Here is a 14,921-nt window from a genome sequence, read left to right as displayed (position 1 = left end):
GCGCCGCCTGTGGACAAGGTGGGGATCGCCCCGCCGGCTCAATCCTGGAGATGGCGCGCCGCGATGATCGAGGCCGCCGTGCGGTTCTCCACGCCGAGCTTGGCGTAGATGCCTTCGAGATGCTTCGTGACGGTCCGGTGGCTGAGGCCCAGGATCTCCCCGATGTCGCGGCTCGATTTGCCGCGCGACAGCCAGAGCAGCACCTCCGCCTCCCGGCCCGTCACCGGCAGGCGCGCCCGCAGCCGCTCCACCCCCACAGACGGCTCCTCGCGCGACAGACGCAGCAGGATCTCGTCGGGCGTTCGGCCGATGAAGCTCAGGGCGAAGGCCACCCCGTCGCGGTCGGTCAGGGTCAGCGGTCCCGCAGCCCCCACGAGGCAGCCCCGCAGCCAGTCGCGGGCCCGCGCCGGCAGGACGACGACGCCCGACGGATCGGCTCCGAACCCGACCAGCAGCCGCCCGGCTTGCGGCGTCGACCACAGGACCGTCCCGTCCTCCGCGACCGCGAACAAGGTCCGCCCGGCCGTGTCGAGGGCGGCCCGCGCGCTCTGGGCCGCGCGGGCGCTCGCCAGATGCACGCGGATCCGCGCCAGGATCTCGTCGGGGGCGATCGGCTTGGTGACGTAGTCGATCCCGCCCGCGGAGAGACCCTTCACGATGTGCTCGGTCTCGCTCAGGCCCGTCATGAAGATGACCGGCACATGCGCGATCTGCGGCTTGGCCTTGAGCCGGCGGCAGGTCTCGAACCCGTCCAGGCCGGGCATCACGGCGTCCAGCAGGATCACGTCGGGGGTGATCTCGTCCACGAGCGCCAGGGCGAGGTCGCCGCCGACCGCCACCAGCACGGTGGCCCCGGACCGCTCGATCGCCTCGGTGAGGAAGCTCAGCGTATCGGGGGAATCGTCGACCACGAGGACGACGTCCCGGTTCGGCCGGCTCGGCGGCGGCTCAGCCATTGCGGGTGAGCCCCTGCAGGACCGACAGGTATCGGCGCAGGTCGTAGCCCTCCACGAGCCCGCGCATCTGCGCCACGAAGGCCGGCGGCGCCGAGGCCTCCAGCTCCATCCGATCGAGCGTCGCCTCGATCGCCCGGATATGGCCGATCCGCCCGAGGCGCAGGAGCTCGCCGATCTGCGCTTGGCCCGGCGTCTCCAGCGGGCCGGCGGGATCGGGTGGGAGGGCGGCCGCACCGGTCCATTCCAGGCGCAGCAGCTTGCCGACCCGCTCCATCACGTCGCGCAGATCGAAGGGCTTGGCGAAGATCGCGTCGTGGGGCGCGTCGTCGCCGCGCACCGGGCTGATCTCGTGGACGTTGGCCGACATCATGGCGATCGGGCCGGCATGGCCGGCGGCGCGAAGCGCGGCGGCGACCGCCCAGCCGCTCATCCCCGGCATGGCGATGTCGAGCAGGATCAGGTCGATCCCCCCGGCCGCGACCGCCGCCAGGCAGTCCGGTCCCGAGCCGGCCTCCAGCACGGCGATGCCGTGCGGCTCCAGGATCGCCCGCATCAGGGCGCGGTGGGCGGTGTCGTCGTCGGCCACCAGGACGGTGCGGCGCGCGCCCGCATAGGCCCGCTCCGGGACCTCCGCGGGGGCTGGCAGGACGATGGGCGCGGGCTCGGCCACCGAGGCCAGCATCAGCCGCAGCCGGGCCTGCGTGCCGCCGCCGGGCGCCGCCGAGATGGTGATCTCGCCGCCCAGCAGCTGTGCCAGCAGGTTGGCGATGGTGAGCCCCAGCCCCGTACCCGGCGTGCTGCGCGCGGCCGGCGTCGAGCCGCGCTCGAACGGTTCGAAGATCCGCGCGAGATCCGCCTCCGGGATGCCGGGACCGGTGTCGCGGATCGTGAACACGGCGATCTGGCTCCGGTAGCTCAGGTCCAGCGAGACCGTGCCGGACGGCGTGAACTTGATGGCGTTCGACAGCAGGTTGAGCAGCACCTGCCGCAGGCGCTTCTCGTCGGTCGCGACGACCGCTGGCAGGATTTCGGGCCGCGCGAAGCGGAACTCCAGCCCGGCCTCCCGGGCCTGGAGACGGACCATGTCGACGAGCTGATCGAGGAAATCGGCGAGTCGCACCTCGTCGCGGTGGATTTGCAGGCGGCCCGCCTCCATGCGCGAGATGTCGAGGAGGCCGTCGATCAGGCCGGACAGGTGCTGGGCGCTGCGCCGGATCACCCGGATGGCGTTGAGCCGGTGCGCCGGGATCGCGGGATCCGATTCGAGGAGCTGGGCGTAGCCGAGCACGGTGGAGAGCGGCGTGCGCAACTCGTGGCTGATGCCGACCACGTAGCGGCTCTTGGCCTGATTCGCCGCCTCCGCCCGCTCCTTGGCCTCCTGCAACTTCGCGTCGGTGATCTTGTGGGCGGCGATCTCCGCCTCGTAGAGGGCGGTCTGGCGCATGGTCTCGGCCTGCGCGACCCGGCGGCTCTCCTGGGCGAGCACGAACAGCCACGCGACCACGCCGAGGATCACCACCAGGGTGAAGAACACGCTGGTCAGCGCCGCACGCAGGAACTCCCGGTTCTCCGGATGCGCGATGGTCGCCCCGGCGTGGACGATGCCGAGAATCAGGCCGATCACCACGCAGAGCGTCAGCATCACCGCGAGGTAGCGCCCCAGCGGCGCGCCGATCCAGGCCGCGGTGCGGCCCGGCAGGATCCGGGCGACCGCGGCCTGGGCCTGCGCCTCCAGCCTTCCGTGCGGCTTGCACAGGTCGCCGCAGCGGGCGTCGAGCGAGCAGCAGAGGGAGCAGATCGGCCCGTCGTAGGCCGGGCAATGGGCCATGTCCTCGCCTTCGAAGGGCAATTCGCAGACCCGGCAGACGATCTCGGCCGCGGGCCAGTCCACCCTGGGCTGCCGGGCGAGGTACCAGCGCCCCGCCGTGGCCCAGGCGATCGCCGGCGCGGCGCCGAACGCCGTGACGAGGGCGAGCAGCGGCGCGAAGGGCTGGAGCACGGGGCCGAGCAGTCCGCCATAGGCGAAGCCGCCGCCCAGGAGGGCCAGCACCATCGCGCCCGTGCCCACCGGGTTCACCGCGTAGAGATGGGCGCGCTTGAACTCGATGCCCGGTGGCGAGAGTCCGAGCGGCTTGTTCACCGCGAGGTCCGCCGCGAGTGCCCCGACCCAGGCGGACACGACGGACGCGTAGAGCGGCAGCGTGCTTGCGATCGTCTTGTCGATGCCGAACTCCATCAGGAGCAGCGCGATCGCGACGTTGAAGACCAGCCAAACCACCCGGCCCGGATGGCTGTGGGTCAACCGGGAAAAAAAGTTCGACCACGCGATCGAGCCGGCATAGGCGTTGGTGAGATTGATCTTGAGCTGCGAGACCAGCACGAACAGCCCGGTGAGCAGCAGCGCCGCCCGGCTCCCCTCCCCGGTCAGGTAGCCGAAGGCCACCGCGTACATGCGGGTCGGCTCGGCGGCGTGCTCCGGCGGCACGCCGTGGCCGAGCACCAGAACGGCCAGCGCGGCGCCGAGCAGGATCTTGAGCATCCCGGGCAGGATCCAGCCGGCGCCCCCTGCGAGCACCGGCAACCACCAGCGACGGTCGCGCGGACCTCTCGGTTCGGGCACGAACCGCAGGAAGTCGACCTGCTCGCCGACCTGGGCGAGGAGCGCCAGCAACACGCCGGTGGCGAGCCCGAACCGGGCGAGATCGAAGCCCGCTTCTCCGTCGAGACCCGGGAAGCGCACCAGCGCGTGCAGCTTCTCGCCCCCCTGCGCGACCACGAATACCAGCGGCAGCAGGCTCAGGCCGATCCAGAGCGGCTGCGACCAGATCTGGAACCGGCTGATCAGGCGGATGCCGTAGACCACGAGCGGGATCACCGCCCCCGCGCAGAGCAGATAGCCGATCCCCAGCGGCAGCCCGAAGCAGAGCTGCAGCGCCAGCGCCATGATGGCCGCCTCGATGGCGAAGAACAGGAAGGTGAAGCTCGCGTAGATCAGCGAGGTGACGGTCGAGCCGAGATAGCCGAACCCGGCGCCCCGGGTCAGCAGGTCCATGTCGACGCCGTACCGGGCGGCGTAGACCGTGATCGGAATCGCCGTGGCGAAGATGATCAGGCCGACGAAGAGAACCGCCGCCAGGGTGTCGGGGAAGCCCGCGGTGAGGGCCAGCGTGCCGCCGATCGCCTCCAGGGCCAGGAACGAGACCGAGCCCAGCGCCGTCTGCGCCACCTCGAACCCGGACCAGCGCCGCGCCTTCTTGGCGGTGAAGCGGAGCGCGTAATCCTCCAGGGTCTCGTCGGCGACGAAGCGGTTGTAATCCCGGCGGATCGGGATGATGCGCTGCACGCCGGTCATGAGGCCGCGCGCCCGCGCGCGCGCGAGCCCCGCGGCATTCGAGCGGCGCTCCCGCTATTCGCGCCCAAGACCTGCATGACTCCACACTATTCCGCGGCCATGTTGCGGCGCATGCAAGAGTACCGCCATACGCAAAATCGCGTATAGGCCCCGGTGTGCCACCAGACCTAGCCTGCGCTCAACGATCCGGGCCGCCTCTCGAGGCCCGGACGCCAACAGGGTCAGGCAGATGGCAGACGACACCGATACCGGCGCCGATCACGGCTTGCGCAGCCCGCTGCGGCGCCGGCTGCTCATGGGGCTGGCCGGCGCCCCGGCACTGGCGCTGATGCCGCGCTCCGCCTGGGCTGCGCCGCCGACCGCCTCGGTCAACACCACCGGGCTCGCGGTGACCGACACGGAGGTGACGGTCGGCATCCTGCACTCGATCACCGGCACGATGGCGATCTCGGAGACGGGCGCGCAGGAAGCGGAAAAGCTCGCGATCCAGCAGATCAACGATGCCGGCGGCGTCCTGGGCCGCAAGATCAAGATCATCCAGGAAGACGGCGCGTCCGACTGGCCGACCTTCGCCGAGAAGGCCAAGAAGCTGCTCGTCAACGACCATTGCGCGGCCGTGATGGGCTGCTGGACCTCGGCCTCACGCAAGGCGGTCCTGCCGGTCTTCGAGCAGTATAACGGACTGTTGTACTATCCGACCTTCTACGAGGGCCTGGAGCAGTCGAAGAACGTCTTCTACACCGGCCAGGAGGCGACCCAACAGATCCTCGCCGGCCTCGACTGGGTGCACAAGGAGAAGGGCGGCGACAGCTTCTACTTCATCGGTTCGGACTACATCTGGCCGCGCACCTCCAACAAGATCGCCCGCAAGCACGTCGAGAACGTGCTCAAGGGCAAGGTGGTGGGCGAGGAATACTTCCCGCTCGGCCATACCCAGTTCAACTCGGTGATCAACAAGATCAAGCTCACCAAGCCGAAGGTGATCTTCGCCGACGTGGTCGGCGGCTCGAACGTGGCGTTCTACAAGCAGCTCAAGGCGGCCGGCATCGACCTGTCGAAGCAGGTGCTGATGACGATTTCGGTGACCGAGGACGAGATCGACGGCATCGGCGGCGAGAACATCGCCGGGGCCTATGCCTGCATGAAGTATTTCGAGTCGATCCAGAACGACAACAACAAGGCGTTCGTGGCCGCCTTCAAGAAGATGTGGGGCGAGAAGACCGTCATCGGCGACGTGACGCAGGCGGCCTATCTCGGCCCGTTCCTGTGGAAGATGGCCTGCGAGAAGGCCGGCTCGTTCGACGTCGACAAGGTCGTGGCGGCCTCGCCGGGCCTGGAGTTCAAGGGCGCGCCGGAAGGCTACGTGAAGATCGACCCGAACCATCACCTCTGGTCGAAGACCCGGGTCGGCCGGGCGAAGACCGACGGCCAGTTCGAGATCGTCTACACCAGTCCCGAGCTGATCAAGCCGGATCCGTTCCCGAAGGGATATCAGTAGTCGCACCGGTTCTCCCTCCCCCCTCTGCGGGGGAGGGAGAGCGGGGCGGGCTTCAGTCACGCATTCTCTTTCGCGGAAGACCGAACGACATGCTCGGCGACTACTCCCTCGGCGACCTCGGCGCGATCTTCGCCATGCAGGGCTTCGCCGGCCTGATCCTGTTCTCCGTCTACCTGCTGATGGCGCTCGGGCTCGCGATCATCTTCGGCCAGATGGGCGTGATCAACATGGCGCACGGGGAGTTCATGATCCTCGGCGCCTACGTCACCTATCTCTGCTCGACCTTCTTCCAGACCTACCTGCCGGCGCTGTTCCCGATCTACTTCTTCATCGCGATGGGGCTGGCGTTCCTCGCCTCAGGCGCCCTGGGCATGCTGGTGGAATGGGGCCTGATCCGGTTCCTCTACAAGCGCCCGCTCGACACGCTGCTCGCCACCTGGGGCCTGTCGCTGATCCTTCAGCAGGCCTACCGGTCGATCTTCGGCGCCCGCGAGGTCGGCGTCGAGCTGCCCTCCTGGCTGATCGGCTCGGTGCAGGTCACCGACACGATCGAGATCCCGATCAGCGGCCTGTTCGTCATGGCCGTCACCATCCTGATCACCGTCTGCGTCGCGCTCCTGATCTTCCGCTCGCGCTTCGGCCAGCAGGTCCGCGCGGTCATGTCGAACCGCGCCATGGCGGGGGCGGTGGGCATCGATACCGAGAAGGTCGACCGCTACACGTTCGGCCTCGGCTGCGGCATCGCGGGGATCGCGGGCTCGGCCTTCACGATGATCGGCTCGACCGGGCCGACCTCGGGCCAGCTCTACATCGTCGACACCTTCCTGATCGTCGTGTTCGGCGGCGCCGCGAGCCTCTTGGGCACCATCGCGTCGGCCTTCTCGATCTCCCAGACCCAGTCGACCCTGGAATTCTTCCTCTCCGGCTCGATGGCCAAGGTGATCACCCTGCTCGCGGTGGTCGGCATCCTGATGCTGAGGCCCCAGGGCCTCTTCACCCTCAAGGTCCGGCGCTGAGGATCATTTGCACGATGACCAACCCCGTCCAGACCCTGACCAAATCCGTCACCGTCAACGACAACCCGTTCATGAAGCCGGTGGAGTGGCTGAGCCTCCTCCTCCTGGCCGGGGTGATCCTGGTCGTCCTGCCGCTGATGCTCGATAGCTTCCGCCTCAACCTCGTCGGCAAGTACCTGACCTACGCCTTCGTGGCCCTCGGGCTGGTGATCTGCTGGGGCTACGCGGGCATCCTCTCCCTCGGCCAGGGCGTTTTTTTCGGGTTGGGCGGCTACTGCATGGCGATGTACTTGAAGCTGGAGGCTTCGAGCATCGAGAACACGAAAATCCAGTCCACGCCCGGCATCCCGGACTTCATGGACTGGAATCAGATCACCGCCCTCCCCTGGTTCTGGCAGCCGTTCAAGAGCCTGCCGCTGACGCTGATCCTCACGATCGCCGTCCCGGTCCTGTTCGCGATGCTGATCTCCTTCGCGATGTTCAAGCGCCGGGTCGGCGGCACCTATTTCGCGATCATCACCCAGGCGATCGCCGCGATCCTGACGATCCTGATCGTCGGCCAGCAGGGCTACACGGGCGGCATCAACGGCATCACCGACCTGCGCACGCTCCACGGCTGGGACATCCGCACCGACCACGCCAAGACCATCCTGTACTTCGTCAACGGCGGCCTGCTGATCGCCTGCATCCTGGCGGCACAGTACGTGAAGCGGTCGAAGCTCGGCCGCATCCTCGTCGCCATGCGCGACAAGGAGGACCGGGTCCGCTTCTCCGGCTACTCGGTGGCGGGGTTCAAGGTCTTCGCCTTCTGCTTCGCGGCCGGGCTGGCGGCGATCGGCGGGGCGATGTTCACCCTGCAGGTCGGGTTCATGTCGCCCTCCTTCGTGGGCATTGTCCCCTCGATCGAGATGGTGATCTACGCCGCGGTCGGCGGGCGTCTGTCCCTGTTCGGCGCGGTCTGGGGCACCCTGCTCGTCAACTGGGCCAAGACCAGCTTCTCCGAGAGTTTTCCGGATCTCTGGCTGTTCGGCCTCGGCGCCCTGTTCATCGCCGTGGTGCTGGCCTTCCCGAACGGCCTCGCGGGGATCTGGCGGGAGCAGATCGAGCCCCGCCTCACGCGCCGGGTGAAGGGCCTACGCGCCCCGCCGCCCGCCATCGTCCCGCCCCACGGCGCCCCGGCCGAGTGAGTCCCCCATGAACGCCGCGATCCTCTCCTCCCCCTTGGTCGGCGCCGAGGCCGCCCCGCCCGATCACCTCCTCGCCGTCGAGGCGCTGACGGTCTCCTTCGACGGGTTCAAGGCGGTCAACGACGTCTCGTTCTACGTCGAACCCGACGAGATCCGGGTGATCATCGGCCCGAACGGGGCCGGCAAAACCACGGTGCTCGACCTGATCTGCGGGCGCACCAAGGCCAGCGCCGGCTCGATCCGGTACAAGGGCCACGAGCTGACCAAGCTCTCCGAAAGCGCGATCGTGCAGGCCGGCGTCGGCCGCAAGTTCCAGACGCCGTCGATCTACGACGACCTGACGGTGTTCGAGAACCTGGAGATCTCGTTCCCCCGCGGCCGCTCGGTCTTCGGCGCCCTGACGTTCAAGCGGGATGCGGAAGTCCGCGACCGCATCCACGCCATCGCCGGGACGATCTTCCTGAAGGACCAGCTGAAGGAACGGGCCGAGTTCCTGAGCCATGGCCAGAAGCAGTGGCTGGAGATCGGCATGCTGCTGATCCAGGACCCGGAACTGCTGATGCTCGACGAGCCGGTGGCCGGGATGAGCGTCGGCGAGCGGATCAAGACCGCCGAGCTGCTCAACCAGATCATCAAGGGCCGCTCGGTTCTGGTGATCGAGCACGACATGAAGTTCGTCGAGGACATCGCCCACCGGGTAACCGTCCTGCACCAGGGCAAGGTGCTGTCTGAGGGTTCGATGGAGCGGGTCAAGAACGACCCGAAGGTCATCGAAGTTTATTTGGGACATTGACGATGGCGTCGCTCCAGACCGCGCGCACCCCTGGAATCCAGGCGCCGCCCCTCGCCACGATCCCGTCCGCCACGCCGGCGCTCGCCGTCGAGGACCTGCACGCCGCCTACGGCCAGAGCGAGGTCCTGCACGGGCTGACCTTCTCGGTGGCGCCCGGCGAGATCGTCGCCGTGATGGGCCGCAACGGCATGGGCAAGACCACCCTGATGAAGACCCTGATGGGCCTCGTGCCGGTCAAGGCCGGGTCGATCCAGGTCGAGGGCGCGGACGTGGCCGGGCTCAAGAGCCATGCCCGGGTCGCCAAGGGCCTCGCCTACGTGCCGCAGGGCCGCATGATCTTCTCGACCATGACGGTGCAGGAGAACATCGAGACCGGCCTGACGGTCACCGGCACCCGCAAGGTGCCGCAGGATCTCTACGACATGTTCCCGGTCCTGCTGGAGATGAAGGGACGGCGCGGCGGCAACCTCTCGGGCGGGCAGCAGCAGCAGCTCGCCATCGCGCGGGCGCTCGCCAGCCGCCCGAAGGTCCTGCTCCTCGACGAGCCCACCGAGGGCATCCAGCCCTCGATCATCCGCGAGATGGGCCGGACGCTGAAGGCGATCCGCGACGCGCGCGGCCTCTCCATCGTCGTGTCCGAGCAGGTCCTGAGCTTCGCCCTCGACGTCGCCGACCGGGTGATCGTGATGGAGAACGGCGCCATCGTCCACGAGGCCCCGCGCGACGGGATCGACGAGGCCGCCGTCGCCCGGTTCCTGTCGGTCTAGGGGCAGAGCATGGCCGATCACGAGATCTTCGAACTCGGCGACTTCGTGCTCCAGTGCGGCAAGACGCTGCGCGCCGCCAAGCTCGCCTTCAAGACCTTCGGGACGCTGAGCCCGGCCAAGGACAACGCCATCGTCTACCCGACCTGGTACTCGGGCCAGCACACCGAGAACGAATGGCTGATCGGCCCCGGCAAGGCGCTCGACCCGGACAGGTACTGCATCATCATCCCGAACATGTTCGGCAACGGGCTCTCGTCCTCGCCGAGCAACACGCCGGCGCCCTGGAACGGGCCGCGCTTCCCCAACGTCACCGCCTACGACAACGTCCGCGCCCAGCACCGCCTCGTCACCGAGCATTTCGGCATCGAGAAACTGGTCCTCGTCACCGGCTGGTCGATGGGCGCGCTCCAGACCTACCACTGGGCGTCGATGTACCCCGCCATGGTGCCGAGGATCCTGCCGTTTCAGGGCTCGGCCAAGTGCTCGCGGCACAACTATGTCTTCCTGGAGGGCGCCAAGGCCGCGCTCCAGGCCGACGCCGCCTGGGCGGAGGGCTGGTACACGAGCCCGCCGACCCGGGGCCTGCGCGCCTTCGGCCGGGTCTACGCAGGCTGGGGCCTGTCGCAGACCTTCTACCGGCTGGAAGCCGACATCACCCACATGGGCTACGCCTCGCTGGAGGACTTCCTGATCGGGTTCTGGGAAGGCCTGTTCTACGAACGCGACGCCAACAACCTGCTCGCCATGCTGTGGACGTGGCAGCACGGCGACATCAGCGCCAACGACACCTTCAAGGGCGACTTCAAGGCCGCGCTCGGCGCCATTCGCGCTAGGGCGATCCTGATGCCGGCCTCGACCGACCTGTATTTCCCGCCCGAGGACAACGCCATCGAGGCGGCCGCCATGCCGAACGCGGAGCTGCGCGTGATCGACACGTGGTGGGGCCACTTCGCGGGCGGGCCCGGCACCAGCCCGGACGACATCAAGGTCCTCGACGACGCGCTGAAAGAGCTGCTCGCGAGCGGGTGAGAGACGCGCAGCGGCGCGCGGACGGGGCCTGCCCCGGAGAGTCAGGGAGCTGGAGACACGAGATGCCCGAGACGCTGATCAAGGTCGATCTCACGCAATCGGCCTATGAGAACGACATGGTGCACAACCGCTGGCACCCCGACATCCCGATGGTCGCCACCGTGAAGCCGGGCGCGGACTTCATCGTCGAGACCTATGACTGGACCGGCGGCTTCATCAAGAACAACGATTCCGCCGACGATGTGCGCGACATCGACCTGTCGATCGTCCACTTCCTCTCGGGTCCGATCGGCGTCGAGGGCGCCGAGCCCGGCGACCTGCTGGTGGTCGATCTCCTCGACATCGGCGCCAAGCCCGAGAGTCAGTGGGGCTTCAACGGCTTCTTCTCAAGGAAAAACGGCGGCGGCTTCCTGGACGAACACTTCCCGCAGGCCCAGAAGTCGATCTGGGACTTCGAGGGGATGTTCACCAAGTCCCGGCACGTTCCGGGCGTGCGCTTCCCGGGCCTGATCCATCCCGGCCTGATCGGCTGCCTGCCCGATCCCAAGATGCTGGAGACCTGGAACACCCGCGAGAAGGCGCTCTACGACACCAACCCGGAGCGCGTGCCGGCGCTGGCCACGCTCCCCTTCGGGCCGACCGCCCATATGGGCCGTCTGAAGGGCGACGCGAAGGAGGCGGCCGCCGCCACCGGCGCCCGCACGGTCCCGCCCCGCGAGCACGGCGGCAATTGCGACATCAAGGATCTGTCGCGCGGCTCGAAGATCTACTTCCCGGTCTACGTGCCCGGCGCCGGCCTCTCCATGGGCGACCTCCACTTCAGCCAAGGCGACGGCGAGATCACCTTCTGCGGCGCCATCGAGATGGCCGGATGGGTGCATCTCAAGGTCGATCTGATCAAGGACGGAATGGCCAAGTACGGGATCAAGAACCCGATCTTCAAGCCGTCGCCGATCACGCCGAAATACGACGATCACCTGATCTTCGAGGGCATCTCGGTCGACGAGAGCGGCGGCCAGCACTACCTCGACGTCCACATCGCCTACCGGCAGGCCTGCCTGAACGCGATCGAGTACCTGAAAAAATTCGGCTATTCGGGCGCGCAGGCCTACTCGATCCTCGGCACGGCGCCGGTCCAGGGCCACATCTCGGGCGTCGTCGACATCCCGAACGCCTGCGCGACCCTCTGGATACCGACCAAGATCTTCGAGTTCGACATCAACCCGGGCGCCGACGGACCGACCAAGTTCCTCGACGGCTCGATCCAGATGCCGCTCTCGCCGGATCTCTAAATGATCCATCGTCCGGTGGGCACCGCGGTCCAGCCGGACGCGACAGACCCCCTCTCTCCCGCACGGGAGAGGGGACCCGCGCTTGACCCGGCAGCCTTTCTGAAAGCCCCCATGCCCGTCTACGACTACGCCTGCGAGGCCTGCGGTCCCTTCACGGTGATGCGGCCGATGTCCGAGTTCCGCGATCCGCATGCCTGCCCGGATTGCGGCGGCACGAGCCAGCGCGCCTTCCTCACCGCGCCGCGCATCTCCGGGATGGATGCGGGGCTCAAGGCCGCCCACGCCACGAACGAGCGCAGCCGCCACGCGCCGCGGCGCTCGGGAAGCCATGGTGCGGGCTGCGGCTGCTGCTCACCCAAGAAGGCGACCACCGCCCCGGCCGCCGCCAAGAGCTTCCCGAAGGCGCGGCCCTGGATGATCAGCCACTGAGCCGCGCGTCCCAGGAAGAATCAAGGTCAGGAGGACATCTCACCATGATGCACGGAGACATCTCGTCCAGCCAGGACAGCGTCGGCGTCGCCGTCGTGAACTACAAGATGCCGCGCCTGCACACCCGCGCGGAGGTGCTGGAGAACGCCAAGGCGATCGGCAAGATGATCGTCGGGATGAAGACCGGCCTGCCCGGCCTCGACCTCGTAATCTTCCCCGAATACTCGACCCACGGCATCATGTACGACGCCGCCGAGATGTACGAGACCGCCTCGACGGTCCCGGGCGCGGAGACCGAGGTGTTCGCCGCCGCCTGCCGGGAGGCCAAGGTCTGGGGCGTGTTCTCGCTGACCGGCGAGCGCCACGAGGAGCACCCGCACAAGGCGCCCTACAACACCCTGATCCTGATGAACGACCAGGGCGAGATCGTCCAGAAGTACCGCAAGATCATGCCCTGGACCCCGATCGAAGGCTGGTATCCGGGCGACCGCACCTACGTGTCGGACGGGCCGAAGGGGCTGAAGATCAGCCTGATCATCTGCGACGACGGCAATTATCCCGAGATCTGGCGCGATTGCGCCATGCGCGGCGCCGAGCTGATCATCCGCTGCCAGGGCTACATGTACCCGGCCAAGGAGCAGCAGGTCGTCATCTCGAAGGCGATGGCGTTTGCCAACAACACCTACGTGGCTGTGGCCAATGCGGCCGGCTTCGATGGCGTCTACACCTATTTCGGCCACTCGGCGATCATCGGCTTCGACGGGCGGACACTCGGCGAGTGCGGCGAGGAGGAGATGGGCATCCAGTACGCGGCCCTCTCCAAGTTCCTGATCCGGGATTTCCGCGCCCACGGCCAGTCGGAGAACCATCTCTTCAAGCTGCTGCACCGCGGCTACACGGGCATGATCAACTCGAAGGAGAACCGGCACGGGATGTCGGAATGCCCCTACGACTTTTATCGGCGCTGGATCGAGGATCCCGACGGAACCCGGGACGCCGTAAGGGCCATTACCCGACAGAGCGTCGGCACGGAGGAATGCCCGATCGAGGGCATCCCCTTCGTGGGCAAGGGCGCGGGTGCGCCGGACCCGGTACGCTGAGGCACCGGTCCGGGGCCGCGGGGTCGGCTCCGGATCGATCTTATGACGAGGAGGCTCCTTGGACACCACTCCCCTCGGCCCCACTGCCTTCAGGGCCCCGGCCGTTCTGCTCTCGGGACCGGTCGATTACGACATGTACAAGGATTTCCGCCGCCAGCTCGGCGCGGCGGACAAGCGCGAGATCGTGGTGATCGAGCTGACGACGCTGGGCGGCGATCCGGAGGTCGCCCGGATGATGGGCGAGGACATCCGCTTCAACAGCGCCATGGACCCGAACCGGCGGTTCGTCTTCCTCGGCAAGGCGGCGATCTATTCGGCCGGCACCACCTTCATGAGCTTCTTCGCCCGACCGAACAGGTATCTCACCTGCGGCACGCGGCTGATGATCCACGAGCGCAAGATGGACAAGCAGCTCCATGTCCAGGGGCCGCTCACGACCTGCATCGCCTCCGTGAAGGCGACGCTCAACGAGATCCTGTGCTCGATCGAGATCCAGAACGAGGGGTTCTCCAACCTCGTCCAGGGATCGGACGTGACCCTCGACGAGGTGCTCGAGAAAGCGCCCGCCAACTGGTATCTGGAAGCGGAAGAAGCCAAGCGGCGGGGGCTGATCGAAGGCGTGATCTGAAGAACCTCACGCCTGCGGGTAGTCGGCCCCGAGGCTCGTCTCCCGCCAAGCCTCGATCTCGGCCAAAGCCTGCTTCAGCCGGGCCGTGACCGCGTCATAGCCCCAGGCGCCGAGCACGAGGTGGCGCGGCGGATTGTCGATCTCGGTCACCCGGATCATCGCCTCGCCGGCCCGCACCGGGTCGCCGGCCTGGGTGCCGCTCTTCTCCGAGGTCGCCTTGAGCCGCGCGCCCGCGGTCTCGGCATAGTCCGCAATCGCGTTCGGCGTCTGGATGAGCGAGCGCCCGGCCCAGTCGGTGCGGAACGGGCCCGGCTCGATGCAGGTCACCCGGATGCCGAGCGGCCCGGCCTCGGCGGCGAGGGAGTCGGAAAAGCCCTCCACGGCGTGCTTGGTGGCAGCGTAGTAGCCGGAGGCCGGGAAGCCGACGAAGCCCGCCACCGAGGTAATGTTCAGGATATGGCCGGCCTTCTGCGCCCGCATGACCGGCAGCACCGCCCGGGTCAGGGCGAACAGGCCGAACACGTTGGCGTCGAACTGGGCGCGGATCTTGTCCTCCTCGCCCTCCTCGATCGAGGATTGATAGCCGTAGCCCGCATTGTTCACGAGCACATCGATCCGTCCGAATTTCTCGGTGGCGGCGCGCACGGATTCCGCGATCTGGGCCGCCTCGGTCACGTCGAGGGACAGGGCGAGAACGCGATCTTCGGCCCCCTGCGCGAGGTCGGCGACCTTGGCGCGGTCGCGGGCCGTCACCACCGCGCGCCAGCCCCGCGCGACGACGAGCTTGGCGAGTTCCCGGCCGAAGCCGCTCGAGCAGCCGGTGATGAACCAGACCGGGTTCGTGTTCTGCGTCATGGGTGCTGTCCGTGATCCG

The 14,921-nt window shown here is 67.9% G+C and carries 13 protein-coding genes; 10 read left to right on the top strand and 3 right to left on the bottom strand.

The window, feature by feature from the left end; translation table 11 throughout:
- Positions 1 to 38 precede the first annotated feature (38 nt).
- Positions 39 to 956 carry a DNA-binding response regulator gene (locus FVE89_RS27090; protein ID WP_161393246.1) on the bottom strand — a complete coding sequence of 306 codons (918 nt, stop codon included), beginning with the start codon at positions 954 to 956 and terminating at the stop codon, positions 39 to 41.
- Positions 949 to 4,308 carry an ATP-binding protein gene (locus FVE89_RS27085; RefSeq protein ID WP_161393245.1) on the bottom strand — a complete coding sequence of 1,120 codons (3,360 nt, stop codon included), beginning with the start codon at positions 4,306 to 4,308 and terminating at the stop codon, positions 949 to 951. The genes FVE89_RS27090 and FVE89_RS27085 overlap by 8 nt, the downstream gene beginning before the upstream one ends.
- A 229-nt stretch (positions 4,309 to 4,537) precedes the next feature.
- Between FVE89_RS27085 and urtA the strand changes: the two genes are divergently transcribed.
- From urtA to FVE89_RS27035, 10 genes are all read left to right on the top strand, one after another.
- Positions 4,538 to 5,806, top strand: a complete 1,269-nt coding sequence (urtA, locus tag FVE89_RS27080; RefSeq protein WP_161393244.1) for an urea ABC transporter substrate-binding protein — start codon at positions 4,538 to 4,540, stop codon at positions 5,804 to 5,806.
- Between the two features lie 89 nt (positions 5,807 to 5,895).
- On the top strand, positions 5,896 to 6,822 hold the full coding sequence (gene urtB / locus FVE89_RS27075; RefSeq protein WP_161393243.1) for an urea ABC transporter permease subunit UrtB: 927 nt from the start codon (positions 5,896 to 5,898) through the stop codon (positions 6,820 to 6,822).
- 14 nt (positions 6,823 to 6,836) lie between these two features.
- Positions 6,837 to 8,009 (top strand): urea ABC transporter permease subunit UrtC, encoded by a 1,173-nt coding sequence (urtC, locus tag FVE89_RS27070; protein WP_161393242.1) that lies wholly within the window; start codon positions 6,837 to 6,839, stop codon positions 8,007 to 8,009.
- 7 nt (positions 8,010 to 8,016) lie between these two features.
- On the top strand, positions 8,017 to 8,802 hold the full coding sequence (gene urtD, locus FVE89_RS27065; RefSeq protein ID WP_161393241.1) for an urea ABC transporter ATP-binding protein UrtD: 786 nt from the start codon (positions 8,017 to 8,019) through the stop codon (positions 8,800 to 8,802).
- 2 nt (positions 8,803 to 8,804) lie between these two features.
- On the top strand, positions 8,805 to 9,569 hold the full coding sequence (gene urtE / locus FVE89_RS27060; protein ID WP_161393240.1) for an urea ABC transporter ATP-binding subunit UrtE: 765 nt from the start codon (positions 8,805 to 8,807) through the stop codon (positions 9,567 to 9,569).
- 9 nt (positions 9,570 to 9,578) lie between these two features.
- The gene (locus FVE89_RS27055) at positions 9,579 to 10,598 is read left to right on the top strand and encodes an alpha/beta fold hydrolase (RefSeq protein WP_161393239.1); all 1,020 of its coding nucleotides are present in this window, start codon (positions 9,579 to 9,581) and stop codon (positions 10,596 to 10,598) included.
- Between the two features lie 62 nt (positions 10,599 to 10,660).
- The gene (gene fmdA, locus FVE89_RS27050) at positions 10,661 to 11,890 is read left to right on the top strand and encodes a formamidase (RefSeq protein WP_161393238.1); all 1,230 of its coding nucleotides are present in this window, start codon (positions 10,661 to 10,663) and stop codon (positions 11,888 to 11,890) included.
- A gap of 111 nt (positions 11,891 to 12,001) precedes the next feature.
- Positions 12,002 to 12,319, top strand: a complete 318-nt coding sequence (locus tag FVE89_RS27045; protein WP_161393237.1) for a zinc ribbon domain-containing protein — start codon at positions 12,002 to 12,004, stop codon at positions 12,317 to 12,319.
- 44 nt (positions 12,320 to 12,363) lie between these two features.
- Positions 12,364 to 13,419, top strand: a complete 1,056-nt coding sequence (locus tag FVE89_RS27040) for an aliphatic amidase (RefSeq protein ID WP_161393236.1) — start codon at positions 12,364 to 12,366, stop codon at positions 13,417 to 13,419.
- A 58-nt stretch (positions 13,420 to 13,477) separates the two neighbouring features.
- Positions 13,478 to 14,047: an ATP-dependent Clp protease proteolytic subunit gene (locus tag FVE89_RS27035; protein WP_161393235.1), complete on the top strand. Its 570-nt coding sequence runs from the start codon at positions 13,478 to 13,480 to the stop codon at positions 14,045 to 14,047.
- 6 nt (positions 14,048 to 14,053) lie between these two features.
- On the opposite strand, the gene FVE89_RS27030 is transcribed toward FVE89_RS27035, so the two are convergent.
- On the bottom strand, positions 14,054 to 14,902 hold the full coding sequence (locus FVE89_RS27030) for an oxidoreductase (RefSeq protein WP_161393234.1): 849 nt from the start codon (positions 14,900 to 14,902) through the stop codon (positions 14,054 to 14,056).
- Positions 14,903 to 14,921: the final 19 nt, after the last annotated feature.

The sequence above is a fragment of the Methylobacterium sp. 2A genome, from assembly GCF_009806555.1.
In the GTDB taxonomy this organism is placed as follows: Bacteria; Pseudomonadota; Alphaproteobacteria; order Rhizobiales; family Beijerinckiaceae; genus Methylobacterium.
The sequence above is the reverse complement of the archived record's forward strand: the minus strand, read 5'-3'. Positions and strand labels throughout refer to the sequence as shown.